The following is a 25275-nucleotide window of genomic DNA, read 5'->3' on the forward strand; positions in this document are numbered from 1 at the left end:
TAATTGGAGCCGTTCTTATGGACCTACATGATGAATGGATTTATTCTTCAAGAAAATACATCAATTTTGATAAGTAGAAATGGTAAAAACATTGTATAGCATTTTACACAGGAGTCTGGACTTGACTAATTTTAACCCTACCATCTTTTGAGATTGTTTTATAAAGTCCATATTTTTCGATTAGATGCTTTCTCAACTTAAAATCTAACTCTTTTAATGTTATTTTTTCTTTTTTAATATAATAAGGGTATCCTTTCACAAAAGCATCTTCACCCTTTTCTTTTGTAACATTTAATATTGGGGCACTGACAACTCCAGATGTTTTATTCGTCTGTATTACGCCACTAACAGTATAAAATATGTCGTGTTTGTCTCTTTTTTCTTGAACAAAAAACACATCTAAGCCCTTATAACTACGCTGCTGAAATCTATTTTTATCATTTCCAAGCAGCAATACTTGAATCTTCATACCTCTATACTTAAAACGCAAGTTATTTTTACCATGCTTCAAAGCATTAATGTTTTTCAATTCCATAGTCTTTCCAGTATAGTATCGGTATAATGCTTCCTTGTCATGTTTGTTTACTGACTCTTGATTTTGTTTTGCATGACTGGAATGAGCCTCTGTTGTTAAAGTCCCAGTTGTTAAAATTCCTAAAGCTAATGTTGCTTTTGCTAATGCTGTAAATTTCATATTTATTTGCTCCAATCTTAATATATTGGATTGTTTTCATTACGTAATTTGAATCATACATTTTTATTATAACGTGCATCGTTTCATACGATAATTAACCTCGATTTAAATATACTTGAATTATTCTTAATGAAAAACAAATATATTTTAATGTTCAGGTTAAATGACTTTCATTATTTCATTTAGTTGTTTTACTGGATTATCTTTTACTACAACTGATGATGTTACTCTGTTCTGCTCTTTGAATTACAAAAACAACTTAACAACAGTAATGTATTTAACATAGTTCCTTATATAAGGACACGGATGTCAATTCACATTTTGTCGTTAAGTCGCTTCTTAAGCTATTATGCTATTAACTCGAACTAATTTAAATTCACTTCAATGTTTTTAATTTTCTTACTGTCCATTACATCAAACATACGTTCAAAACTTAATTTTTCACTTAAATCAATTTCATGCTTCTTTTCGTCTTTCATATTGATAACAATTCTACCTTTATCTGCCGTTCCTTTGTACAATCTATATTTTTCAATTAATAGTTTTCTTATTTTAAAGTCCAGTTCCTTCAATGATACTTCTTCCTTTTGAATAAAGAACAACTCGTTTATCGAAAAGCCATTTTTAGCATCAACTTTTTTAACTTGTAGACTTGGATTACTTACAAATCCAAACACTGATCTCACATTTTTCTTTGTTATACCGCCAACGCTATATATGCCACCTTTTATATCTATTAATTCAGGTACTGCAAAGACATCAAGGCCATGTGTTTTTTCTTTATATTTATTTTTATCGTCACCAAGTAAAAATACTTTAAAAGCTTTATTTCGTTGTTTAAAGTTTAAAACGTTAGAGCCATAGTAATCTTCGCTTTTAACACTAATGTTTGTTGGTTCAAAACTTTCTTCAGAATAGTATTGATGTAGCATATTGATATAATATTTGCGCTGTGTCTCATCAAGTTCTACTTTCGCGTGACCAGTTTGACCTTCTGCTGTAAACACACCTGTAGTTAATATTCCTAATGCTAATGTTGCTTTTGCTAATGCAGTAAATTTCATATTTATTTGCTCCAATCTTGATATATTGGATTGTTATTATTACGTAATTTGAACTATCTGTCTTTATTATAAGGTGCATCAAAACAGACTGACATTAACACTCATTTAAATAAACTTGAATCATTATTAATGAAAATCAAACGTATTTTAACATTCGTATTAACTGATTTTTAATAGCAACATAAATATTTTTTGGTGAATCATTGTTCTTTCCGATTAGTTTTAAATCATAAGCTATTCGTTATAAAGTGTACAAAAAAGCAGCTTAATAACGTAGTCAATGTTCGATATGTTTTTATTATTAAAACACGTATCAATATCATTAAACATGGGGTTATTAAACCGCTTCTTAAGCTTTTATTCTATATATCATTGATTATTTCAAATTCACTTCGATGTTCTTAATTTGTTCACTACTAATGACATCTGCCATACGCTCGAAATCTAATTTATCACTTAAATCAATTTCATACTTATTTTCATCTTTCATATTAATAACAATTCTACCTTTATCAGCTGACCCTTCATACAGTTTGTATTTTTTAATCAACAGTTTTCTTATTTTAAAATCAAGTTCCTTTAATGACACTTCTTCCTTTTGAATAAAGAAAAATTCATCAATAGAAAAACCGCCTTTATCGTCTATTTTTTTAACTAGTAAGTTCGGCGTTCTTAGAGACTCAAATATTGATTTTACGTTTTTCTTTGTTACACCACTAACGCTAAATATTCTACCATCTAAATCTACTAATTCTGGTACCGCAAAGACATCGAGGCCATGCGTTTTTTCTTTATATTTATTTTCATCTTTTCCCAATAAAAACACTTGGAACTTTTGATTTTGTTGGTTAAAAAGCAAAACGTTAGAGTCATAATAACCTTGACTTTGACCACTAACATTTGTTAACTCATAACTAGGTCCTGAATAGTATTGATGTAACTTGTTTGTATCATATAAACGGTTCATTTTTTCATACTTTCCTTTTGCATTAACCGATTGATTTTCTGTTATCATTACACTTGTTGTTAATATTCCTAATACAAATATCGCTTTAGCTATCGATGTAAATTTCATATTCATATGCTCCAATCTTAATATATTGGATTGCTTTTATTACGTAATTTGAATAATACACATTTATTATAAAGGTCATTGAGACAGACTGACATTAACACTCGTTTAATTAAAATTAAATCATGGTTAATGAAGAACTAATTAATATTCAATGGACATCACTTTCAAGAGTAATGTGAATTTTTAGTATGCTCACTCATAACCTGCGTTATAAAACATAAAACAGCCTAACGACACTGTTGATTTAGATACGCCCCTTTTTGGAGGATGTACGTATTTATTCAACATTTCATCGTTAAGCTGCTTCAAATTTATTACTTTAGAGTCATTGATTACTTACTTTAAATTTGATTAATAGTCACTGCTATATTTTGAATATCCTTACTATTCAACACATCGCCCATGTGCTCGAATTGCAATTTATCACCTAAATCAATTTCTTTCTTTTCTCCATCTTTCAAATTGAAAGTGATCTTACCGTATTTAGTCGTACCTTTATATAAACCATAATTTTTAACTAAATGTTGTCTAATTTTGAAATCAAGTTCTTTCAGTGAAACTTCTTCTTTATTAATTGAAAATGATTCAATTGATGCATCTAAATTTCCGCCATACACTTTTTTAACAAATAAAGGTGTATTAGTTTCAGAAGATTGGTTATTTTTCTTCGTTACACCACCAACAGTAGATAGTCTACCGTTTGGATCAATTAATTCTTTTACCACAAAGACATTCTGGCCTTCAAGGCCTTGTTTATATTTAGCTTTATCTTCTCCTAATAAGAATAATTGGTGATTTTGACCATCTTGGTTAAAGCGTACAACGTTAGAACCGTTGTAATTTTCAACCTTACCACTAATATTACTGAAATCAAAACTTTCTGATGAGTAGTATCGATGTAAGTCTTTAATATCATATAAATGTTGTACTCTCTCTTGCTTTTCTTTTGCGTGGACTGCTTGGCCTTCTGATGTAATCACACCAGTAGTTAATAAGCCTAATGCCAATGTTGCTTTAGCTAACGTTTTTAATTTCACAGTACTATTCTCCCAATCTATTTATAAATTTTGTCTTAATATATTTTTATATGATTAATTCAATTACGTAATACGAACAATCTACTGTCATTATATAAGTGAGATACTGCGCTATGAATTAACCTCTTTTTAACTATTTTTGAACCAACGTTAAGTTAGTTAATGAAAATCTAACAGCGTTAATCTATTTTTATAACTTAACGCTGTTTTTTTCACATTTCACACTTTCCCTCAATTTAATAATGTTTTCCATATTGTTTCATGTCACGAAAAGGACAACGCGCGACTATAGGTATCAACCGTTTTTTCAAAAATTTGATCATGAACTCGCTCCTTTTTTCATCATAACAACACAAAAAAGAGGCTAAGCAATATGTTATCGCTTAACTTCCCTATAATTACTAGTCTGCTTGTCCAAAGATTATTTATATTCTAGCTCAACATTAATTTCTTTGATTTTAGTACCATCTATCGTGTCACCCATGCGATGCGGTTGTAATTTTTTTGTAAGTTCGAAAGTATAAAACTTATCATCTTCCATTTTAACTACAATTTTACCTTTTCTATTGTTAACAGCATCGTATAAATTCTCTTCTTTCATCAATTTTTGTCTTAATTTAAAATCTAACTCTTTTAACGAGATTTCTTCTTTAGTAATTTTAAATTTACTATCTTTAGTTGATGTAGTATCTTTGTCTGCTTTTCTTGTTACTTTAACATCGACTTCTCTTTCTTTAAATTCTTTACTATTTGTCTTACTTATACCGCCAATTGAATATTGTCTTCCTTTAACAGGTTCTTCTTCTATGACTAAAAATGCATCTAGGTCCCCGTATACATCTGTTTTGAATTTCTTACTATCTTCACCTAGTAGCCCAATATAATAATCTTTAAGATTTTTCCATACATATGCACCTTTATCAGTTAAATGTTGTCTATACAGACCATCTACATTTATTAACTCTAAACTTGGCTTGCTATAGTAGTATTTTAACGATTTATAATTGTGTTGACCTTGAGTTGATTCTGCCGCTTTTACTGTTTGACTTTCTGTTGTTATTACACCAGTAGCTAACAATCCCAATACTAATGTTGCTTTAGCTAACGTTTTTAATTTCATAGTACTATTCTCCCAATCTATTTATAAATTTTGTCTTAATATATTTTTATATGATTATTTCAATTACATAATACGAACAATCTACTATCATTATATAAGCGGGATACTAAGCTATGAATTAACCTCATTTTAACTATTCCTGAACCAATGTTAAGCTAATTAATGGAATCCTAACAGCGTTAATCTATTTTTTAAACTTAACGCAGCTTTTTTCACATTTCACACTTTCCCTCAATTTAATTATGTTTTCCACATTGTTTCATGTCACGAAAAGGACAACGCGCGACTATAGGTATCAACCGTTTTTCCAAAAATTTGATTATAAACCCGCTCCTTTTTTCATCATAACAAAACAAAAAAGAAGCTAAGCAACTTATGTTGCCTAACTCCTCTATACTATCCATATTTTACTATTATCCATATTTCATTGAATTATCTAATGTTGGCTTCTATTTTTTCAATATTTCTACCGTCAATGACGTCACTCATGCGATGCGGTTGTAATTTTTTATTAAGTTCAAACGTATAATAGCCGCCATCTTTCATTATCACTTTTATCTTACTATCTTTAGGAAACTTTTTATACAGATCAAAATTTTGAATTAAATACTGTCTCAATTTAAAGTCGAGTTCTTTAAGTGAAACCTCTTCTTTATAAATGTAGTGTCTTTTAACATGCGTATAAACACCTGCGTCTACTTCTTTTTTAATAACGAATTTAGGTGCGTTTAAGTAATCATAGTAAGCACCTTGATTTTTCTTAGTGACACCACCATATGAAAACACTGTGCCGTTGCGATTTTCTGCTTCTTTAACTACAAATATATCTAAACCTGGATTTTTACGTGTTTTAAGTCTTTCTATATCTTTACCAAAAATTTGTATTCTAGTGAACTTTTGATGTTTATCAAAGATAAGGTAATGCTTGCCACCTTTGCTATAACGATAACCAGTAACATTTTTAAGTTCCTTACTTGCGCCACTATAGTAATCTCTTAAGTCAAAGATATCTTTTGTCACATTTTCATATTTTGCTTCATGTTCACTCGCATTTACAGTTTGATGCGTTGATGTTATTGTTCCTGTTGCTAAAATACCTAGTGCTAAACTTGCTTTCGCAATTGCTGTCATTTTCATAGTTGTATGCTCCATTCGTAATTATTAGATTTGTTCGCTTACGTCTATTGAATCATACAGCTTTATTATAGTTGGCGTATTTGACCTTTCACATTAAACCATTTTTAATAATCATTGAATCATTATTAAGTAAATTAAGGAATCTATAATGTTCGTTAAATAAAACTGATCCTGTTGTGCTTCACACCCGATAGATAGGGATTTACAGATAAATTCAGGACTTTTCGACGTCATACTTGGACTCATCGAAAATTCGGGTTCTCAAATCATCGAACATAACAAAAGAAGCTAAGCAACATGTAGGCCGTTGTCACTTAACTTCTTGTTTTTCCGATGACAGCTTCTATTTAGAGAATGTCATGATTATTTTATATTCACTTCAATGTTATCAATATTAGTGCCATCTATGACATCTGCCATGCGATATTCTTGTAGTTTTTTGTGCAATTCAAACGTGTACTTTCCACCATTTTTCATTTTAATAACAATTTTACCTGAACCAACGTTACCGTACAGATTATTTTTTTCAATAAGTTGTTTTCTCAATTTAAAATCAAGTTCTTTCAAGGAAATCTGTTCTTTAGTAATCTTGAATTCTGAAACATCATGAGAGATTGTACCTTTATTATCTTCCTTAGTAATTCTTACTCCTGCCTTGTGATTAACTTTTTTACTATTACTCTTTGTGATACCACCGACAGAATATTTTTCGAGATTGTAATTATTTTCTTCTAAAACGACAAATACATCGACATTCCTATGTACTCCTTCACCATATTTTTTATCATCTTTACCAACTAAAGCAATTTTATATATGAAATAATCTGGAACAACATTCATAAATCTTATTGTCGTCCATTTTTTTAAAATAATACCAATCTCATTTTTAAATTCTAAACTTGGTTTCGTATAATACGCTCTTAAATCTTTAAATTTAGGATTTATTTCTGTTGGTACTTGTTTTGTGGTTGGCGATTGTGGTGTTTCCACTTTAGTTGAAGGCGTTGTTGGTGCATTCGGTGTTTGTTGCGGTGTTTCCACTTTAGTTGAAGATGGTGTTGTCGCGTTTGCGGCTTGTTGCGGTGCTTCCACTTTAGTTGAAGATGGTGTTGTTGCATTTGCTGCTTGCGTTGTCGTTGTGATTACACCTGTTGTTAAAAGCCCTAGTGCTAAACTTGTTTTAGCAATCGTTGTTATTTTCATAGTTGTATGCTCCATTCGTAATTATTAGATTTGTTCGATTACATTCATTGAATCATACAGCTTTATTATAGATGGCGTATTGCTCCATTCACATTAAACCTTGTTTAACTATATTTGAATCATCGTTAAGTTAATTAAGAAATCCATAATGTTCGTTAAATAAAAATGATTTTGATGTGATTCAACACTTGGCACATTTGAGGTTTCGTCACTTTTAAGACATAGAAATGCCACTTTTACCAACAAATGAATATTCGTCTTTTTACATCATTGCGCATAATAAAAGAAGCTAAGTAACATGTAAACCATTGTCACTTAACTTCTTGTTTTACCGATGTCAGCTGCTATTTAGAGAACGTCATGATTATTTTATATTCACTTCAATTTTATCAATATTTGTACCTTCTATAACATCTGCCATACGATGCTCTTGCAGTTTTTTGTGTAATTCAAACGTATACTTCCCACCGTTTTTCATTTTAATAACGATTGTTCCTGAACCCATGTTACCGTAAAGATTATGTTTTTCAATAAGTTGTTTTCTCAATTTAAAATCAAGCTCTTTCAAGGAAATCTCTTCCTTAGTAATCATGTATTCTGAAACATCGCGTGAAATCGTGCCTTGATTATTTTCTTGAGTAATGCTTAATTCTGCTTTGTGATCAACTTTTTTACTATTAGTCTTCGTGATACCACCGACAGAATATTTTTTCAATTGATATTTATTGTCTTCTAAAACGATAAATACATCGATATTATCGTAAGGTCCATCTTTATATTTTTTCTCATCTTTTCCAACTAAAGCTATTTTATAGATGAACCTATTTGGAATAACATTCATAAACCTAACCGTCGTCCATGGTTTGAGCATAAATCCAAACTGCTTTTCAAATTCAAAACTAGGTTTCGTATAATACGATCTTAAATCTTCATATTTAGGAGTCATATCTGTTTGTGCTTGTTTTATGGTTGGAGATTGTGGTGTGTCTGATTTAGTAGATTGCATTGGTTGTGGCGTGTTTGTTGATGGAGGTGTTGTAACTTTAGTTTGCTGCGTGTTTATTGATTGAGGTGTTGTCACTTTAGTTTTCGGCGTTGCAGATTCGGTTGTCGTTTGTGATTGTTCTTGTTTAGGCGCTGGCGTTGCTGATATATTAAGCGATTTCTGCGCTTCTTGTTTAGGTTGTGATATTTTTTCTATTTTGGAAGTTGAAGTTTTTTCCTCATTAGTATTTGGTGCCTTTTCGAGTTTAGACGTGCGTTCTTGTCTTGTGTTAGCTGCTTGTGTTGTCGCTGTATTTGCACCTGTTGTTATGTTTATCATTGCTAATCGCTCTCCTTTAAGCGTTGGTACTTTGTCAACTTTAGTTGATTGTACTTTTTCTGCTTTGACCGATTGCGTCGTTACTGTAATTGCGCATGTTGTTAAAAGCCCTAGTGCTAAACTGGTTTTAGCAATTGTTCTCATTTTCATAATTGTATGCTCCAATCTATATTATATTCGATTGTCTTTTTACGTAATTTGAATCATACAACATCATTATAGATGGCGTTCTAAGATAATCACATTAAACCCCTTTTAACAATTATTGAAGTATTATTAAGTAATTTAAGCAAAAAATAATGAGTGATTTTGAGATTAATATAGCGCTTCTATGTGCCTTTGAAATGATTTTTAAGCATTAAAAAGAAGTTAAGCAACGTTTGATCGTCACTTAACCTCTCTATTTCAATTTCAAATTATTTCGTCGTCAAGTATGTGTGCTATGCTTTTATAACTTTGATTTCAATTCTATCAATATCTGTGACATTGATAACATCGGACATACGGTCTTCTTGTAACTTTTTATCCAATTCAAATGTATACTTTCCATAGTATTTCTTTTTGACGGTAATTTTCCCTGTACTCATTTCACCGTAAAGACCATAATTATCAATAAGATATTTTCTTAATTTAAAATCAATCTCTTTCAATGACATTGCTTCTTTATCTATTTTAAATGGGAAAAAGTCATAATCATATTCACCAGTATGATCTTCTTTAATAACTCTTGCTTCTGCTATTAGGTCGACAGCTTTATCGTTTGCACTCGTGATACCCCCAATAGAGTACTTTGCACCTTCAAATCTCTTATCCTCATTAACGTAAAATATATTAAGATTACGATGTACACCCGTATAATAATGTTGCTTATCTTTGCCAATTAAAGCAATATTATTAACAGAATTACCATCTATGATATTCATAAATTTAATACTTGGTTGAATGAAACTGATATAACCTGTCACATTTTTATATTCAATACTAGGTTGATTATAATAAGCTTTTAATTTTTTGCTATTTTCACTTATTACAATAGGTTTCTTTTCGGCATGAACTGGTTTTTCCGTTGTAGTGTTTACACCTGTTGCTAATATTCCTAATAACAAACTTATTTTTGCAATATTTTTCATTTTCATAGTTGTATGCTCCAATCTATTATAATTAGATTGTTTTATTACGTAATTTGAACCATACACCCATATTATAGGAGCTGTATTCAGATATTCACATTAACCTGTTTTTAACTATTCATAAAATATGATTAAGCTATTTAAGCAAAAGATAATGAGAACTGCGTGTGATTGTGTGTGTTGTCAGGTAATTTTGCCCCTCAAAAAAAGAAGCTAAGCAACAGTACGTCGCTTAACTTCCATAGTTTCCATAACAAGCACTATTCAACATAGCGTTTTGCTATTAGAATGTATTATTTAATTTCTACTAGAATTTTTTGTATTTGTCTGCCGTCGATTGACTCACCCATACGTTCTTTTTCAAGTTTTTGACTTAAATCGATAGTATGTGTTGTGCCATCATTCATTGTAATTGTAATTTGACCTTGTTTAAGACCATTTGAATACAAGCCGTGTTGTTTGATTGCACGTTCTCGTAATCTATAATCAAGTTCTTTTAATGAGATGTCTTCTTTTGAAATGTAGTAAAAATCTTTAAGTACATCTTCATTACCTTTCTTGATTTCTAAAATTGGCGTATTGATATAATCAATATACTGCACACTATTTGATTTTGTAACGCCACCAATTGAATAATTCGTTGCTTGTCTACTGTCGCCTTCTCTAAGGATAAACACATCTATATTTGAGTTTACATCTTTATTATATTTATCTTTATCAGATGTAAGTAAAGTTATTAGAGAATGCTGTTGCCCTACTGTGACTTCTAAATAGTGCTGACCCTTATCAGTAAATCCATATCCAGTCACATTTTTACGCTCTAAAATTGGTTTATTATAATAGTGTTTTAAATCAGCCTCACTTTGTTGTTTAACTTCTGTTTTCGCTTGTACTGATTGTATATTCGACGTTATTACACCTGTTGCTAACATTCCCAATGCTAAACTTGCTTTTGCTATCGCTTTAAATTTCATAATTTTTAGCCCCAATCTATTTAAATTTGATTTTCCAATTACGTAATATGAACAATCTACCTACATTATATTGAGGCGCTATTCCCTTTCAAATTAAACCTCATTTAACTAAACTTGAATCATTGTTAAGGTAATTAATAAAATGCTAACTGTTATTAATCAATTCTTATCCGTCGAGACTCTTTTTTATACAATTCACACTTTATACCATTTTTATTTTAAAAACTGTAAAACTTTCAGACACAAAAATGACACCATATCGTCGTAGTACCTTGTCAAATTTTTCAAAGCTCATGGTGACACGCATCAACTAAAACGTGTCATTACGGTATTTTTAACATTAATAACGTATGCATATTTACTATACACGGCGACAATAAATACAGATTGCATTTTTTTATAAAATCAAATGTTTTGAAAATCATCGAATAAGTATTATGTTATGTATATAAAGATTAGGAGATGAAGTGAATGAATATTATGTTAACAGGTGCTACAGGTCATTTAGGCACACATATTACAAATCAAGCCATTGCAAATCACATAGATCATTTTCACATTGGTGTTAGAAATGATGAGAAAGTTCCAGAAGATTGGCGTGGAAAAGTTTCTGTGCGACAATTAGATTATTTTAATCAAGAAAGCATGGTAGAAGCATTTAAAGGAATGGATACCGTTGTGTTTATTCCAAGTATTATCCATCCATCATTCAAACGTATTCCTGAAGTGGAAAATTTAGTATATGCGGCAAAGCAGAGTGGTGTTGCTCATATCATTTTCATAGGTTATTACGCAGATCAGCATAATAATCCATTCCATATGAGTCCTTATTTTGGTTATGCAGCACGTCTATTGGCAACAAGTGGCATTGACTATACGTATGTAAGAATGGCAATGTACATGGATCCACTTAAACCATATTTACCAGAATTGATGAATATGCACAAACTGATTTATCCAGCTGGTGATGGTCGTATTAATTATATTACTAGAAATGATATTGCTAGAGGCGTCATTGCTATTATTAAAAATCCAGATACTTGGGGCAAACGTTATTTATTATCAGGCTACAGTTATGATATGAAGGAACTTGCTGCTATTTTATCTGAGGCATCAGGCACAGAAATTAAATATGAACCCGTTTCATTAGAGAAATTTGCAGAAATGTACGATGAACCTAAAGGCTTTGGTGCATTATTGGCATCAATGTACGACGCAGGAGCAAGAGGGCTATTAGACCAAGAATCCAATGATTTCCAACAATTAGTCAATGATCAACCACAGACACTGCAATCATTTTTACAAGAAAATATTTAATACTAAAGGAGCATTATAATGAATATCATCTCGATAATTTTAATCATATTTGTGGCCTTAGAGTTTTTCTATATTATGTACCTTGAAACATTCGCAACAACTTCAAGAAAGACCAGCGAGACATTTAATATAAGCGTCGATAAATTGAAAGACAAAAATATTAACGTACTTTTGAAGAATCAAGGCGTATATAACGGTTTAATCGGAGTTTTGCTAAGATACAGTTTGTTTTTCAGTAGTAATTCAAAAGAAATATGCGCAGCTATTTTAGTGTATATCATTGGCGTTGCTATTTATGGTGGCCTTTCAAGCAATATTAGTATCTTTTTCAAACAAGGTACATTGCCAGTATTGGCACTTATATCAATGCTTTGGTAAGAATTGGTGCTTGGGGATTTGGAGATGTAGTCTGGGGTTGAGAGTTTGAGCGATTTGGGTGATTTAGGTGTGGACTTTAGATCCAGAGTATTTCAACCTAATTATTTCAAGCAGAGGTGACAGTAGCGTTGCCTCTGTTTCCTTATAGAAAAATGATTTAATGAAGAAAACCCATATCTGTTTTAATTTTTAGTTGATAAATACTCCATATATTAGAATGGCTACTTTTTCCATTACATCACTCCTTTATATCAAAAAACCCATGATTTCGAAATTCCCATATGGTGGGGTTCCTACTCTCATGGATCTGTTAACAAAATTATCTGTACTGATATATTATCACAACTCGAATATACTTTCAACTATTTTTAAAAATATTTTATAAAGTATCTCACAACTTAAATGTTTGGTTTATTACGTATATTCTAAATACTTACTTTTCATGTACTATCGTTTCAATCATGTTTTGGTCAAAAAACGTATTTTCATCATATACGTTTATACCTTCATTAATGAGTAAAGCAGTTGCCACACCTACACCCTTTTTCTTATTTCCTGTAAAATTCCCATCATATATTTCTTGAGATCCACAAGATGGACTATTTGCTTTTAAAATAACTGTATCACACTGATATTTTTTCAAAATTTTTAGCGTAACTATCGCTCCATGTTTATAATCGTCAGTTACGTCTTTGTTCGAAATAGTAATAACCTTTGCAACGTTATTCCACACATCAAAACCATCTCCACCAATAATTTCTGCAGGTTCTCTAGGAATTAGTAATCCACCAAGTAATTCTGGACATGCGTGAATAGCTTTTCCGCTGTCTATTAATTTTTTCAAGCTAACATTCAATTGATTACCACCATCGTATCTTACATTATCACCTATCAAACACGAACTAATTAAAATCATCCCAACCACCTATAAATCATTTTGTTTTAATTTATTTGTCGTATTGCTAATGCCCCTTATGCTTCTCTTTTGCTTTAACCTTTTTAATTTCTCTTTTTCTTTTTTGAAATGCATCACGTTTTTCTTTATAGTTCTTCCGCTTTTGCTTTTTCTTTAATTCTAATTCTTTCTTAATAGCTATTTGTGCTTGGGTAGAGTATTTAGGTTTCTTTTGCTCCTTAGCAATTTGTCTTTGTAGCCTTTTCGGGTTTACTTTTCTAGAAATATTTTTCGTATAAACAATAGTTTGCACATCATCAATCATTTTCATTAATTGATGATGAATAAAATCCAATACCTCTATATCATCAGGTTCATTCCCAAATGTGTATTGGATAAATTTAGATTTATTTTCCATTTTATATTCTACCAATGCTACAAAAAATTGCCCATTGTAAAAAATAGATAGCTCCATGCTATCCCTCCTCTAGTTTTATTAGAAATGACGGACGACCCGAGGAGGAAGGTTACTGACAGTTTTAAAACTGCATTGGGACTACCAACCCAATTGTGTTTTTACACTTCTATATACAGAATATATGCCACAACGTTCCATGTAAACTGTATTTTTAAAATATGCATTACAGAACTTAAATGATAATAATGCTAACAATTTATTCAAATGGAAATAAGTACAAGATATTAGTGTTTATTAGCATTGCATAATGCTTTCAAACAAATCATTTGGTAACAATAAGAAACTATTTACACAACCTATTTTGTATAGTAAAATTATTTTATAATATTAAAAATAAAATGCATAAGGAGTGATTGTCATGGTACCAGAAGAAAAAGGTTCTATAACTTTGTCAAAAGAAGCAGCTATCATTTTTGCAACTGCAAAATTCAAACCATTTCATAATAGAATTAAAAATAACCCACAAAAAACAAATCCATTTCTTAAATTACATGAAAACAAAAAATCTTAATCATTTTATTTATAGCATTTCTGATCTCAGAAATTTAATAAAGGACAACGCCCTCTTTCATAACTATATAAGTCAAGAAACCAAGAAATTCCAATCATCTTTAAACCCTTCAATAGCACATTTCCTAAAACATAAACCAATAACAATGAACGATCAAAATTCCATACGTACTTATGATGTGTCAGTGAATCGTCTACACTTAATTGAACAAATTCTATGAGAATAGATATTGTTAAATTAAGAAAGTAGTCAATTTTATTATGACAAAAGAAAGAAGAACATTTAGTTCAGAGTTTAAGTTACAAGTGGTTAGATTATATGAAAATGGTAAGCTTAAGAATGAAATTATACGCGAGTATGATTTAAAACCCTCAATTTTCTCAAATTCGATAAAACAACACCAAAATACTGGATCCTTCAATCATCAAGATAATTTAAAAAGTGGTGAAAAAGAGTTAATAAAATTACGCAAAGAAGTTCAACATTTAAAAATGGAAAATGATGTTTTAAAGCAAATTTTAGAGTTGATTTAGAAACTGAACTTTTTAAAGATACATTACTTGAAGATTCTAATTTATCTGATTATATAAAGAACCAACTTCCAACGATATGGAGAGACTAAGAAGTAGTTTAAATTTATTTAATTTCAATAAAAACTCATAATAATATTTAAGTAAGTTAGATTGCTTTTAGCATTAGGAATTCGCTTATAATTAGATGTTCAATATAGGCTTTTTTACACATACATGAACTATAAAAAGCGAATAAATAGGAGGTCATTGCGAAATTTGCTAAATACAAAATTGATGAGTTCCACTTAATAAAAATTGTTGGTTTTATAGTAACATCTATTTTCGTATTATTCATGTTAATTTCAGTGCTAATAATGCTGATATCAAAGAAGAATAAATTGATTAGGAGAACACTATTTAATGTCTAAAAATATCAATCAAGCAAATAGTAAATTAAATACGTCAAACAAAAAACTAAAACAAGCTTATTCAAAATCCGATAGTAAAAACTTGAAAGTTATATACATGCCTCATTGGCTAGAGTTTTATTCAATTGCTATACATAGCGATGTTACAAGCAATAAAAAAAGATATTATAAATCATATAGTAGAGGAACAGTGGTATATGTAAAACTAGGGAGTAATATTGGAAGTGAGTTTTCTGGTAATCATTTTTGTGTAATATTAGATAACAAAGACAATAAAGGAAAAGAAACAGTTACAATAGTTCCACTTTCTTCCAAAGGTAATAAAAATTATTTGAAGTTAAACGAATCGGTGCTAAATCTAACAGCAACAGATTTAAAAAAACAGATTATCGATATCAGTAGTAAAGTACAAGCATTAGCCCAAAAATATAGAGATATTGACATTAAACTTAGCACAAAAGATAAAAAGCTTTTGTCTAACTTAAATCAAAAAGCTAATGAACTGTATAGAGTGATAGGTGTTTATTCCAAGCACAAAGGGAAAGATACATACGTTAATATATCAGCAATTACAACAATAAGCAAAAGACGTATAAGCAAAATAAATGATTCTGATCCTACTGGAACGATAATAATTTCAGAAGATGACATGAATGAAATCGAAAAGCAATTAAAGATAAAGTTCTTTTCTAATTGAATTGTAATATTACATCTGATATAATTGATTTACAAATTCCCGGTAACCATTCCGGCTTCATTCTCTTGAAGAATGACATATTCTTAGCGTTTTAGCTGAAGGTCAGATGATACGTCATCTGGCCTCTTTTTTTATATAAATGCCCTTTAAGTGAAATATACAACAATCTGCAACCAATATAGACATCACAAAACACACAATAAATTACACAATGTGTTATAAGCCACATTTCACTATTATCGTAGCTAGCTGCGTCACTCAAAACGAATACGGAACGCGTTGGTTATTCCAATCATAATATTACTCTTCAAATACACAGCCCTGTATCCGAGTAAATGGATAGAGATTTGAACAAATGAAAACAATCAACTAATGGAAAGGATAAAATATTATGCACAACAAAAATGAATTCAACAAAAAACTGAAAGATTTTATAGATAGCGATAAACGGATGGCTTTAGTAAAGGATTATATTAACGAGTATAAATTAACAACTGTTTTAAGAGCTTTAAATAATTCCGATTACACAAAAGGGACGATACACACTCGTTCAATAGGCAACCTAAAACAAATAGTAGATAATCGAATTATTCCTAAAAATATAACTCAAAACACAATCTTCAAATTGAGTAATTTAACCTTAGAGGTTAACCTCTATGAGAGAAACACAATTTATCACGGAGACTTTGCTATTTACTATCCTGTAGAATCTGCTCTAATAATAGAAACAGATACTCCTAGGCTAATTAATCATATAAATAACAACCCAGTCCAAAAAATATTTATAATAACAACAAATGACTGGAGCTTTAATACACTTGAATTAGAAAAAATAGTAGACGAAACTATAATTTATGATTTAAAACAAGAAGATCCTAAACAATATGAAATTTTATATAAAAATAAACACGGAAAATTGCCTTATTGATGAATTAAAACGCAAACTTAGAACACCTTACCCCTTTTCCGTCCTTATTGTAATTTTCCTACTACTCAAATTAAAAACCACCCGTGCAAACAGGTGGTTTTACTATATATAATTATTCCCACTCAATTGTGCTTGGTGGTTTTGATGTAATGTCATAGACTACGCGGTTAACGTGGTCTACTTCGTTTACGATACGACTTGAAATCTTTTGTAAGACTTCCCAATCGATGCGTGCGAAATCACTTGTCATGCCGTCGATAGATGTTACTGCACGGATACCTACTGTGTGATCATACGTACGGTAGTCTCCCATAACACCTACTGATTGAATGTTTGGTAACACTGTGAAGTATTGCCAAATTTCTCTTTCAAGACCTTCTTCTCTAATCACTTGGCGTAAAATCGCGTCTGATTCTCTAACGATTTCTAGTTTATCTTCAGTAATTTCTCCAAGTACACGAATACCAAGACCAGGTCCTGGGAATGGTTGTCTACACACTAAATGTTCCGGAATACCTAGTTCAATACCTAATTTACGTACTTCATCTTTAAACAATGTATTGATTGGTTCGATTAATTCGAATTCCATGTCTTCTGGTAATCCACCAACATTGTGGTGTGATTTGATTGTTTGTGCTGTCTTAGTACCTGATTCGATGACGTCTGTATATAGTGTTCCTTGCGCAAGGAAGTCTACACCTTTGAGTTTTGATGCTTCATCATCAAACACATATACAAATTCATTACCAATGATTTTACGTTTTTGTTCAGGATCTGAAACACCTTTTAATTTATTCATAAAGCGATCTTTCGCATTAACGCGAATAATATTCATGTTGAAACCTTCACCGAATTGCTCCATAACCATGTCGCCTTCACCTTTACGAAGTAAGCCATGGTCTACAAAGATACATGTTAGTTGATCACCAATTGCTTTATGCAATAGTACAGCTACAACAGATGAATCTACGCCGCCACTCATTGCACATAATACACGACGGTCTCCTACGCGTTGACGAATCTTTTCAATTTCGATTTCGATAAAGTTTTCCATTGTCCATTGACCTTTACAATCACAAACACGACGGACAAAATTATTTAATAAATCATTACCATATTCTGTATGACGTACTTCTGGATGGAATTGAACACCATAAATGCGACGTTTCTTATCTTCGATTGCTGCATAGTCTGTGCTTGGGCTATCAGCGATAACTTCAAAGCCTTCTGGAATTTCAATAACTTTATCAGAATGGCTCATCCAAACAGTTTGTTCTGCTGGTAAGCCAGCGAATAACTCATCTGACTTCGCATTAATGATTGCTTTACCGTATTCACGTTCATTGGCACGTTCAACTTTACCACCTAATAATTTAGTAGTTAATTGCATGCCGTAACAAATACCAAGTACTGGAATTCCTAAATTATATATTTCCGGATCAATTGTAAATGAACCTTCTTCATAAACTGAATTTGGACCACCTGATAAGATGATACCTTTTGGATTCATTTTCTTAATTTCTTCAATTGAAATTTCATGATCGTGTAATTCACTATAAACGCCCATTTCACGAATTCGGCGTGTAATTAATTGGTTGTATTGGCTACCAAAGTCTAAGACAAGGATTAACTCTTGTTCTTTTGCCATTTCCATATTTGTCGTTCTCCTTTATCTTAATTAGAATGAGTAGTTCGGTGATTCTTTCGTAATTTGAATATTATGTGGATGGCTTTCTGCTAAACCAGCAGGACCCATACGCGTAAATTGTGCTTCTTCGCGTAATTCTCTTAAATCGTGTGAACCAGTATAACCCATACCAGCACGCACACCGCCCATTAATTGGTAAATTGTATCTTGTAACGCACCTTTATATGCCGTACGTCCTTCGATACCTTCAGGAACAAATTTCTTAGGCGCTTTGTCCTCTTGGAAGTAACGGTCGTTTGAACCTTTTTCCATCGCACCTAAAGAGCCCATACCACGGTATACTTTATATTGTCTACCTTGGAAAATTTCTGTTGCGCCTGGGCTTTCTTCAGTACCTGCTAATAAGCTACCTAACATAACCGCATGTCCACCAGCAGCTAATGCTTTAATGATATCTCCTGAGAATTTAATACCGCCATCAGCAATGATAGCTTTACCATGTTTGCGTGCTTCAGTTGCACAATCATAAATTGCTGTAATTTGTGGTACACCAACACCTGCTACAACACGTGTCGTACAAATTGAACCTGGGCCAATACCAACTTTAACAATATCTGCACCCGCTTCAAATAAATCCTTTGTTGCTTCTGCAGTTGCTACGTTACCTGCTACTAATGTGATTTCTGGGTAAGTCTTCTTAATATGTTTCACTTGATCGATAACGCCTTTAGAGTGACCATGTGCTGTATCGATAACTAAGACATCCACACCTGCTTCGACTAATTTTTGAGCACGAATATCAGTGTCTTTTGAAATACCGATTGCTGCGGCTACAAGTAGACGACCATGTTCATCTTTTGCTGCATTAGGGAATTCGATAACTTTTTCAATATCTTTAATAGTAATAAGACCTTCTAGACGTCCGTCTTTAACTAATGGTAACTTTTCAATCTTATGTTTTTGGAGAATTTTTTCTGCTTCTTCAAGTGTTGTATTCACTGGAGCTGTAATTAAATTTTCTTGCGTCATTACATCTACAATTTTAATTGAGAAGTCTTCAATAAAACGTAAGTCGCGGTTTGTTAAAATACCTACTAAGTTGCGATCTTCTTTATTATCAACAATTGGTACACCTGAAATACGGTATTTACCCATTAATGCTTCCGCTTCATAAACACTTTCTTCTGGTGTTAAGAAAAATGGGTTTGAAATGACACCATTTTCTGAGCGTTTTACTTTTTGAACTTCGTCCGCTTGTTCTTCAACGCCCATATTTTTATGAATAACACCTAAACCACCTTGACGAGCCATAGCAATCGCCATTTTAGATTCAGTTACAGTATCCATACCAGCAGAAATAACTGGAATATTTAATTTAACTTTGTCTGATAATTGTACGCTTAAATCAACGTCTTTCGGTAAAATATCAGATTGTGCTGGAATTAATAACACATCATCAAACGTTAATGATTCTTTTGCAAATTTACTTTCCCACATTAAAAACAGCCTCCATTTTTCAAATTAATTAGTTATATTATTTCATATTTTCTTCCGTTTGTTTATACTTTATTCCATTAAAAAAGAAATTAAGAATAATTGCAGAGATTGCACCTAAAACAATTCCGTTTTGAGTCAACCATGCAAATTGTTCACCTAAACCTTTAAATGCTTGTGGTACAGCGCTTATACCAGTACCTAATCCTACTGATACAGCGATAATTAATAAATTGTTTTGATTTTTAAAATCGATATGTCCTAATATACTAACACCATATGCCATTACCATGCCAAACATAGCTATCATCGCACCGCCTAACACAGGTAGCGGTATGATATTTGCTAATGCGCCAAGCTTAGGTATACAACCACATATAAGTAATAACACGACCATGCCGTATATAACATTGTTTTTCTTAGCGCCGGATAAAGAAACAAGTCCTACATTTTGCGAATAGGCTGTATACGGAAATGAATTGAATATAGAACCTAACACTATCGCTAGACCTTCCGCAGTATAACCTTTACGAAAATCTTTTCTTTCTAACTTCTTACCGGTAATTTCACTTAACGCATGATAGACACCTGTCGACTCAATTAAACTAACGATAGCTACAATAAAGAACACTAAAGTCGATGTCACATCAAAGCTAAATCCTGAGAATCTAAACGGCACTGGGATGCCTAACCAACCGGCATGATTGACTTGATTAATATCGACCATCCCAAGTAAGCCAGCACCTATCGTTCCTAAAACGAGTCCAATTAATATGGCAATACTCTTAATAAATCCAGTTGTGAATCTTTGTAAAACAAGAATAATGATTAATGTCATTAAACCTAACAAAATGTTCTTAACATCTCCATAGTCCTTTGCACCTTGACCTCCAGCTAAGTAATTCATTGCTACTGGCATTAAATTGATACCAATGATAGTAACAACACTACCCGTTACTACTGGTGGGAAGAATTTTACAAGATGTGAAAAGAAAGGCGCGATGATAATAACTAATATCCCTGATAAAAATAGCGAACCGTAAAGTACATCTATTCCTTTCGTTTGACCAATTAAAATCATGGGCGCAACAGCCGTGAATGTACATCCAAGAACGATTGGTAATCCTGTTCCTGTTACTTTATTGGCTTGTAAAAATGTGGCAACCCCACACATAAATATATCTACTGTAACTAAGTAAGCGATTTGTTCAGGCGTAAACTTCAAACTTGTACCAACAATGATTGGAACTAAGATGGCACCTGCGTACATAGCTAAAAGATGTTGAACACTTAGGATTAAATTTTTCATTATTCTTCTCCCACCAATGTCACTTTATTTCCTTCTAGTGAAGCAACCTTGCAGAGAGAAGAAACTGTTAAACCTGCTTCTTCTAAACGTTGATGCCCATTTTGGAAACTCTTTTCAACAACAATACCAATACCAGCTGTCTTAGCATTCGCTTGCTGTGCGATATCGTATAACCCTAATGAAGCATCACCATTTGCTAAAAAGTCATCGATGATGAGTACAGTATCTTCTTCTGATAAAAATTCTTTCGAAACAATGACCGTACTTGTTTTATTTTTAGTAAATGAATGAATAGATGTTTCATAATAACCATCCGTCAAAGTGCTAGGTTTTGCTTTTTTCGCAAATAAACATGGCACATCAAAATGCAGTGCAGCCATGATTGCTGGTGCGATACCGGAAGCTTCAATGGTTAAGATTTTAGTAATCCCTTTATCTTTAAATTGCTCGTAAAAAGTGCGACCAACTTCATTCATTAACTTTGCATCAATTTGATGATTTAAAAATCCATCAACTTTTAAAATCTTCTCATCAATGACAACGCCGTCTTCCTTTACTTTTTGTCCTAGTAACTCCACTCTTAAAACCTCCTCAGATTTGTGTGAAACATTTTGCTCTTTAATTGGTGCTAGATACAAAAAAATCCCCAAACTAAATAATAGTTTCAGGGTTTATGAGTGAACGAACATGCATAACGAATTTGTCATGCAATCAATGTAAAAGAAGTTTCATCAAATAAACTGTGACCATCATGTAAAATGATATAAATCACCCATCATGGCTACAATTTAATGGCTGAAGCTACTCCTAGTATTGTGTTGTTACTCATAGTCATGTCGTTCAAGGCAACATGGTAGAAACTTCTAAAGCCATATTCTTTAGATTATATGAGTTTATGTAAATTATTTAACGATAATAGCAAATTTTCGGCATTTTTTCAATAACTGCTTAGGTAATCTTTTAATAGTTTTATAAATGTACAGAGACGTTTAATGCGAATGAAGACTTATAACTTAATAATGTAAGGGTTTTACTTTATAATAAGAAGGGTAAAAGATTAAATAAACAAATTTTTAAAGGGGCGACAACTATGGCAGATATTACTGTAGTAAATGACACTGGCGAATTATACAACGTAATCAATCAAAAGAAATCTGAAGGTTATTTAGAATCAGAGCTAACAATTATTAGTAAAAGTAAATTACACCTAAATGACTTACACGACTCTGAAATCTCCCTTATCTCAACAAGTGGAACATTTAGTGATAGAATGACTAAACTGTTAACAGGAGAAGATGGTGAACATGCAGTTTTATCACGCTACAACTTAGCGCCTGATGAATTAGAAAAATATAAACAGCTTATTTTAGACGATAAAATGTTAGTTGTAGCAGTTCGTGACAAATCATCACATCAAGAAGTGCAAGAAAATAATTCAGCTTATGAAGAGATTGATATTACACATTTTGCTGAAGCATCTAAAGGTCCCAAAGCTTAGTTATCACACTAAATTCAAAATGAGATTACTGTACTGTCTAATTTAAGATAGTACAGTTTTTTATACCATTTAAAAGTTTATGAACAGTCTTTTACAGCAGGCGATTATGCTATAATATTATTTAAATTGGGGAGGTGTTCTTATGGAATTTAAAACCATTCAATCTGTCAAAGATCCACATTACAACGAAGCACTTAAACTTTACGATACTAAGTTAAATTTATCTTTAACTGAAGATAAACGTATCATCAAACGCTCATTAGAAAACAACAAAACTGAAAACGATTATGTCTTTATAGTAGGCTTAGAAAACGATGTTGTTGTCAGTCTAGCAACTGCACATTATGAAGCCACAACCAATTCAGCATTTTTAATTTATTTATTCGCAAAAGACCTACCCAACCATGATGAGTTAATGACACAAACATTACATCAAATTGAACATGAACTAAACTTATTATCAAACCTTGTTCATTCTAGAAGTATTAACTTTTTAATGATGGAAGTCCCTAAAGAACCTGCAGATTTAACACAAAATAATGGGCTCATTATTGAACACCGTAGACAGTTTTTATACGAACATCAATTTGAAAGACAAACTGAAATTGATTACATTCATCCAACTAATGATGGTCACACTAAAAAAGTCGACCTATTTTTAAAGAAGAATATTAAACTGACAAAGGATATCTACGGTACAAGTGTTAAATCTAATTATATTTTGAAGTATGTATTTGCCAATGGTATCGCACGTGAAATTATTTATGCTTTATTAGAAGAAATGGATTTACGTAAACCATTTTAAACAAACTTGAAATCACTAACAATAACGTTTAAACTATGTATGAAGCAAGACTGACGTTTCACTGCCCGTAGACAAACGTCAGTATACATAAAGTATATGCAGAAAGGACTTTAAAGTATGTTAACTAAAGAATTTGCACAACGCGTAGAACTAAGTGAGAAGCAAGTCCGTAAAATTGTTCAACATTTAGAAGAACGTGGTTACCAACTAAGCAAGACTGAATATCGTGGTCGTGAAGCAACTGATTTCAAAGAAGAAGATATCGAGCTTTTCAAAGACATTGCCGACAAAGTAAAACAAACAAATAGTTATGATCTAGCGTTTGATGAATTAGAAAAAGAAAAAGACTTCCTGCAAGTCATTGTCAAAAACGATGACAAAAACTTACCTACTAATCAAAATGTCGCTCAACTAGTAGAAGATTTACGTCTAGAAATCCAGAAAATGCGCGAAGAACGTCACCTACTTGGTCAAATGATGAATCAAGTACATCAGCAACAACAAGAATTAAAAGAACTTCAAAATCAACTTACAACTAAAATCGATTCAAATAGTGAATCCTTAAAAGCCATCCAAACATCACAAGAGGCTATCCAAGAAGCACAAGCATCTCAAGCTAAAGCATTAGCTGAATCAACAAATAAAGTTGAAAATAATGCTGTTACTGAAGATAAAGCTGACAGTAAAGATTCGAAGGTTGCTGGAGTGAATACATCAACAGACGCTAAGACGGATACTAAAGCAGAAAATGCAGGCGATGGCACTGCTACTAAAGTAGATAAAGAGGATCAAATTTCTGCAACTGAAGCAATTGAAAAAGCCAGCGTTGAGCAGTCTAAAAATGACAAAGCAGCTGAGACTTCAAATAAAGAAGCTACAGTAGATGCAGAAGCGCAACATGATGCTGAACAACAAGTAGCAGAAGCCCATGTAGATGCTTCTAAACAAGCTACTTCGAACGATTCATTGGAAGCGAAAGCAGAAAATGACAGCACAGCTTCACAGTCTGAAATGTCAGAACCTAAACCTCAAGAAGAGAAAAAAGGTTTCTTCGCACGTTTATTCAACCTGTAAACTTGTGATTTGAACACAAGTTTAATACTCAGTAATATATATCTATGATTTAAAAACTGATCTTTTATAAACCTATAGAACTGTAATTTACTTTCAAATTTAATACTCAATTCATAAAACCTGAAACAAGCTGATATACTCCTTTCAATATCTACTTTGAAGAGAGCATATCAAACTAATTTGTTTCAGGTTTTTTAATTATTCATTATGATTAATATTGAATTTTGAATAAATTTTTGTAGTATGTTACTTTTAAATGGGATGGCTTCTGTGTACTTCTAAATAGATTCATCTTAATAAGCTCATTCAATTTAAATGTTTGGCTATGTTAGTAAATGACGAATCGCACAAGTGCACACTCATATTCACATTTACTACAAACGCCTTTTTTGCTCAAACAAAAATATTTGTTTACGGTAGCTTTTGAACTACCACCTGCACACACGAATCCTCACAAGATGCTAATTTTGATTCGACAGAATTTTTTACAACTTGTTTGTTCGAAGTGTCTTTTCAAGTTTGATCATTTATTATCTTTTTATTCA

The 25275-nt window shown here is 31.8% G+C and carries 25 protein-coding genes, 1 pseudogene and 1 riboswitch; of the genes and pseudogenes, 9 read left to right on the forward strand and 17 right to left on the reverse strand.

Going from position 1 to position 25275, the window contains the following annotated elements:
• Nucleotides 1-124: 124 nt before the first annotated feature.
• The 11 genes and pseudogenes from IDG45_RS02015 to IDG45_RS02065 form a co-directional block, all read right to left on the reverse strand.
• A pseudogene (locus IDG45_RS02015) lies at nucleotides 125-694 on the reverse strand (superantigen-like protein SSL10); the annotation flags it as partial.
• Nucleotides 695-1059: 365 nt separating this feature from the next.
• Entirely contained in the window at nucleotides 1060-1758 is a 699-nt protein-coding gene (locus tag IDG45_RS02020) for a superantigen-like protein SSL9 (RefSeq protein WP_000673052.1), read from the reverse strand.
• Between the two features lie 376 nt (nucleotides 1759-2134).
• A complete protein-coding gene (locus IDG45_RS02025) occupies nucleotides 2135-2833 on the reverse strand; it encodes a superantigen-like protein SSL8 (RefSeq protein ID WP_000673425.1) in 699 nt (232 codons plus the stop codon).
• Nucleotides 2834-3174: 341 nt separating this feature from the next.
• Nucleotides 3175-3870, reverse strand: a complete 696-nt coding sequence (locus IDG45_RS02030) for a superantigen-like protein SSL7 (RefSeq protein ID WP_031927420.1) — start codon at nucleotides 3868-3870, stop codon at nucleotides 3175-3177.
• A gap of 421 nt (nucleotides 3871-4291) precedes the next feature.
• The gene (locus IDG45_RS02035; protein ID WP_000769846.1) at nucleotides 4292-4990 is read right to left on the reverse strand and encodes a superantigen-like protein SSL6; all 699 of its coding nucleotides are present in this window, start codon (nucleotides 4988-4990) and stop codon (nucleotides 4292-4294) included.
• Nucleotides 4991-5422: 432 nt separating this feature from the next.
• Nucleotides 5423-6127, reverse strand: coding sequence for a superantigen-like protein SSL5 (locus IDG45_RS02040; RefSeq protein WP_000784249.1), 705 nt, complete (start codon nucleotides 6125-6127; stop codon nucleotides 5423-5425).
• A gap of 363 nt (nucleotides 6128-6490) precedes the next feature.
• Complete coding sequence (locus tag IDG45_RS02045) at nucleotides 6491-7330, reverse strand: superantigen-like protein SSL4 (protein WP_000705637.1); 840 nt, start codon at nucleotides 7328-7330, stop codon at nucleotides 6491-6493.
• A 108-nt stretch (nucleotides 7331-7438) separates the two neighbouring features.
• Nucleotides 7439-7576, reverse strand: a complete 138-nt coding sequence (locus IDG45_RS02050; RefSeq protein WP_031901350.1) for a hypothetical protein — start codon at nucleotides 7574-7576, stop codon at nucleotides 7439-7441.
• Nucleotides 7577-7694: 118 nt separating this feature from the next.
• Nucleotides 7695-8804, reverse strand: coding sequence for an exotoxin beta-grasp domain-containing protein (locus IDG45_RS02055; RefSeq protein ID WP_000784020.1), 1110 nt, complete (start codon nucleotides 8802-8804; stop codon nucleotides 7695-7697).
• A 290-nt stretch (nucleotides 8805-9094) separates the two neighbouring features.
• On the reverse strand, nucleotides 9095-9790 hold the full coding sequence (locus tag IDG45_RS02060; RefSeq protein WP_000782619.1) for a superantigen-like protein SSL2: 696 nt from the start codon (nucleotides 9788-9790) through the stop codon (nucleotides 9095-9097).
• Between the two features lie 287 nt (nucleotides 9791-10077).
• Complete coding sequence (locus tag IDG45_RS02065) at nucleotides 10078-10758, reverse strand: superantigen-like protein SSL1 (RefSeq protein WP_000668993.1); 681 nt, start codon at nucleotides 10756-10758, stop codon at nucleotides 10078-10080.
• A gap of 471 nt (nucleotides 10759-11229) precedes the next feature.
• Here IDG45_RS02065 and IDG45_RS02070 point away from each other — a divergent pair, with 471 nt between their 5' ends.
• Together IDG45_RS02070 and IDG45_RS02075 are read left to right on the forward strand one after the other, a co-directional pair.
• Nucleotides 11230-12075 carry an SDR family oxidoreductase gene (locus tag IDG45_RS02070; RefSeq protein WP_001024369.1) on the forward strand — a complete coding sequence of 282 codons (846 nt, stop codon included), beginning with the start codon at nucleotides 11230-11232 and terminating at the stop codon, nucleotides 12073-12075.
• Nucleotides 12076-12093: 18 nt separating this feature from the next.
• Nucleotides 12094-12453, forward strand: a complete 360-nt coding sequence (locus IDG45_RS02075; protein ID WP_168784215.1) for a DUF1304 domain-containing protein — start codon at nucleotides 12094-12096, stop codon at nucleotides 12451-12453.
• Nucleotides 12454-12886: 433 nt separating this feature from the next.
• Here the strand turns inward: IDG45_RS02075 and IDG45_RS02080 are convergent, their stop codons facing one another.
• On the reverse strand, nucleotides 12887-13369 hold the full coding sequence (locus IDG45_RS02080) for a 2-thiouracil desulfurase family protein (RefSeq protein WP_000600867.1): 483 nt from the start codon (nucleotides 13367-13369) through the stop codon (nucleotides 12887-12889).
• A gap of 46 nt (nucleotides 13370-13415) precedes the next feature.
• On the reverse strand, nucleotides 13416-13823 hold the full coding sequence (locus tag IDG45_RS02085) for a DUF2992 family protein (protein WP_000423529.1): 408 nt from the start codon (nucleotides 13821-13823) through the stop codon (nucleotides 13416-13418).
• A 361-nt stretch (nucleotides 13824-14184) separates the two neighbouring features.
• Between IDG45_RS02085 and IDG45_RS02090 the strand changes: the two genes are divergently transcribed.
• The 4 genes from IDG45_RS02090 (at nucleotide 14185) to IDG45_RS02105 (ending at nucleotide 16902) form a co-directional block, all read left to right on the forward strand.
• Entirely contained in the window at nucleotides 14185-14337 is a 153-nt protein-coding gene (locus IDG45_RS02090; RefSeq protein WP_000248840.1) for a hypothetical protein, read from the forward strand.
• Nucleotides 14338-14597: 260 nt separating this feature from the next.
• The gene (locus IDG45_RS02095) at nucleotides 14598-14870 is read left to right on the forward strand and encodes an IS3 family transposase (RefSeq protein WP_000159790.1); all 273 of its coding nucleotides are present in this window, start codon (nucleotides 14598-14600) and stop codon (nucleotides 14868-14870) included.
• 399 nt (nucleotides 14871-15269) lie between these two features.
• Nucleotides 15270-15974 (forward strand): type II toxin-antitoxin system PemK/MazF family toxin, encoded by a 705-nt coding sequence (locus IDG45_RS02100; RefSeq protein ID WP_000041878.1) that lies wholly within the window; start codon nucleotides 15270-15272, stop codon nucleotides 15972-15974.
• A 391-nt stretch (nucleotides 15975-16365) separates the two neighbouring features.
• Complete coding sequence (locus tag IDG45_RS02105; RefSeq protein WP_000551640.1) at nucleotides 16366-16902, forward strand: hypothetical protein; 537 nt, start codon at nucleotides 16366-16368, stop codon at nucleotides 16900-16902.
• Nucleotides 16903-17014: 112 nt separating this feature from the next.
• Here the strand turns inward: IDG45_RS02105 and guaA are convergent, their stop codons facing one another.
• Genes guaA through xpt form a run of 4 tightly spaced genes read right to left on the reverse strand, consistent with a single transcriptional unit; the run spans nucleotide 17015 to nucleotide 21931 of the window.
• A complete protein-coding gene (gene guaA / locus IDG45_RS02110) occupies nucleotides 17015-18556 on the reverse strand; it encodes a glutamine-hydrolyzing GMP synthase (RefSeq protein ID WP_111063671.1) in 1542 nt (513 codons plus the stop codon).
• 24 nt (nucleotides 18557-18580) lie between these two features.
• Complete coding sequence (gene guaB / locus IDG45_RS02115; protein ID WP_000264071.1) at nucleotides 18581-20047, reverse strand: IMP dehydrogenase; 1467 nt, start codon at nucleotides 20045-20047, stop codon at nucleotides 18581-18583.
• 37 nt (nucleotides 20048-20084) lie between these two features.
• Nucleotides 20085-21353 carry a xanthine permease PbuX gene (pbuX, locus tag IDG45_RS02120; protein WP_000793022.1) on the reverse strand — a complete coding sequence of 423 codons (1269 nt, stop codon included), beginning with the start codon at nucleotides 21351-21353 and terminating at the stop codon, nucleotides 20085-20087.
• Nucleotides 21353-21931, reverse strand: coding sequence for a xanthine phosphoribosyltransferase (gene xpt / locus IDG45_RS02125; protein WP_000421410.1), 579 nt, complete (start codon nucleotides 21929-21931; stop codon nucleotides 21353-21355). Before xpt ends, pbuX begins: the two co-directional genes overlap by 1 nt.
• A gap of 230 nt (nucleotides 21932-22161) precedes the next feature.
• Nucleotides 22162-22264: riboswitch (purine riboswitch) on the reverse strand.
• A 179-nt stretch (nucleotides 22265-22443) separates the two neighbouring features.
• Here xpt and IDG45_RS02130 point away from each other — a divergent pair.
• From IDG45_RS02130 to IDG45_RS02140, 3 genes are all read left to right on the forward strand, one after another.
• Nucleotides 22444-22851, forward strand: coding sequence for a general stress protein (locus IDG45_RS02130; RefSeq protein WP_000763770.1), 408 nt, complete (start codon nucleotides 22444-22446; stop codon nucleotides 22849-22851).
• A gap of 142 nt (nucleotides 22852-22993) precedes the next feature.
• Complete coding sequence (locus IDG45_RS02135) at nucleotides 22994-23656, forward strand: hypothetical protein (RefSeq protein ID WP_000394705.1); 663 nt, start codon at nucleotides 22994-22996, stop codon at nucleotides 23654-23656.
• A 117-nt stretch (nucleotides 23657-23773) separates the two neighbouring features.
• Nucleotides 23774-24730, forward strand: coding sequence for a prolipoprotein diacylglyceryl transferase (locus tag IDG45_RS02140; protein ID WP_000956145.1), 957 nt, complete (start codon nucleotides 23774-23776; stop codon nucleotides 24728-24730).
• Nucleotides 24731-25275 lie beyond the last annotated feature (545 nt).

Source organism: Staphylococcus sp. EG-SA-10 (assembly GCF_017151945.1).
In the GTDB taxonomy this organism is placed as follows: Bacteria; Bacillota; Bacilli; order Staphylococcales; family Staphylococcaceae; genus Staphylococcus; species Staphylococcus aureus.

What these genes read in the sequence shown, in the direction of transcription:
- IDG45_RS02045 (WP_000705637.1), bottom strand. Translation starts at nt 7,330, where the DNA reads ATGAAAATAACAACGATTGCTAAAACAAGTTTAGCACTAGGGCTTTTA.
- IDG45_RS02135 (WP_000394705.1), top strand. Translation starts at nt 22,994, where the DNA reads ATGGAATTTAAAACCATTCAATCTGTCAAAGATCCACATTACAACGAA.
- IDG45_RS02140 (WP_000956145.1), top strand. Translation starts at nt 23,774, where the DNA reads ATGTTAACTAAAGAATTTGCACAACGCGTAGAACTAAGTGAGAAGCAA.
- IDG45_RS02130 (WP_000763770.1), top strand. Translation starts at nt 22,444, where the DNA reads ATGGCAGATATTACTGTAGTAAATGACACTGGCGAATTATACAACGTA.
- IDG45_RS02095 (WP_000159790.1), top strand. Translation starts at nt 14,598, where the DNA reads ATGACAAAAGAAAGAAGAACATTTAGTTCAGAGTTTAAGTTACAAGTG.
- IDG45_RS02105 (WP_000551640.1), top strand. Translation starts at nt 16,366, where the DNA reads ATGCACAACAAAAATGAATTCAACAAAAAACTGAAAGATTTTATAGAT.
- IDG45_RS02100 (WP_000041878.1), top strand. Translation starts at nt 15,270, where the DNA reads ATGTCTAAAAATATCAATCAAGCAAATAGTAAATTAAATACGTCAAAC.
- IDG45_RS02085 (WP_000423529.1), bottom strand. Translation starts at nt 13,823, where the DNA reads ATGGAGCTATCTATTTTTTACAATGGGCAATTTTTTGTAGCATTGGTA.
- IDG45_RS02065 (WP_000668993.1), bottom strand. Translation starts at nt 10,758, where the DNA reads ATGAAATTTAAAGCGATAGCAAAAGCAAGTTTAGCATTGGGAATGTTA.
- IDG45_RS02040 (WP_000784249.1), bottom strand. Translation starts at nt 6,127, where the DNA reads ATGAAAATGACAGCAATTGCGAAAGCAAGTTTAGCACTAGGTATTTTA.
- guaB (WP_000264071.1), bottom strand. Translation starts at nt 20,047, where the DNA reads ATGTGGGAAAGTAAATTTGCAAAAGAATCATTAACGTTTGATGATGTG.
- pbuX (WP_000793022.1), bottom strand. Translation starts at nt 21,353, where the DNA reads ATGAAAAATTTAATCCTAAGTGTTCAACATCTTTTAGCTATGTACGCA.
- IDG45_RS02020 (WP_000673052.1), bottom strand. Translation starts at nt 1,758, where the DNA reads ATGAAATTTACTGCATTAGCAAAAGCAACATTAGCATTAGGAATATTA.
- IDG45_RS02025 (WP_000673425.1), bottom strand. Translation starts at nt 2,833, where the DNA reads ATGAAATTTACATCGATAGCTAAAGCGATATTTGTATTAGGAATATTA.
- IDG45_RS02070 (WP_001024369.1), top strand. Translation starts at nt 11,230, where the DNA reads ATGAATATTATGTTAACAGGTGCTACAGGTCATTTAGGCACACATATT.
- guaA (WP_111063671.1), bottom strand. Translation starts at nt 18,556, where the DNA reads ATGGAAATGGCAAAAGAACAAGAGTTAATCCTTGTCTTAGACTTTGGT.
- IDG45_RS02075 (WP_168784215.1), top strand. Translation starts at nt 12,094, where the DNA reads ATGAATATCATCTCGATAATTTTAATCATATTTGTGGCCTTAGAGTTT.
- IDG45_RS02090 (WP_000248840.1), top strand. Translation starts at nt 14,185, where the DNA reads ATGGTACCAGAAGAAAAAGGTTCTATAACTTTGTCAAAAGAAGCAGCT.
- IDG45_RS02080 (WP_000600867.1), bottom strand. Translation starts at nt 13,369, where the DNA reads ATGATTTTAATTAGTTCGTGTTTGATAGGTGATAATGTAAGATACGAT.
- IDG45_RS02035 (WP_000769846.1), bottom strand. Translation starts at nt 4,990, where the DNA reads ATGAAATTAAAAACGTTAGCTAAAGCAACATTAGTATTGGGATTGTTA.
- IDG45_RS02060 (WP_000782619.1), bottom strand. Translation starts at nt 9,790, where the DNA reads ATGAAAATGAAAAATATTGCAAAAATAAGTTTGTTATTAGGAATATTA.
- IDG45_RS02055 (WP_000784020.1), bottom strand. Translation starts at nt 8,804, where the DNA reads ATGAAAATGAGAACAATTGCTAAAACCAGTTTAGCACTAGGGCTTTTA.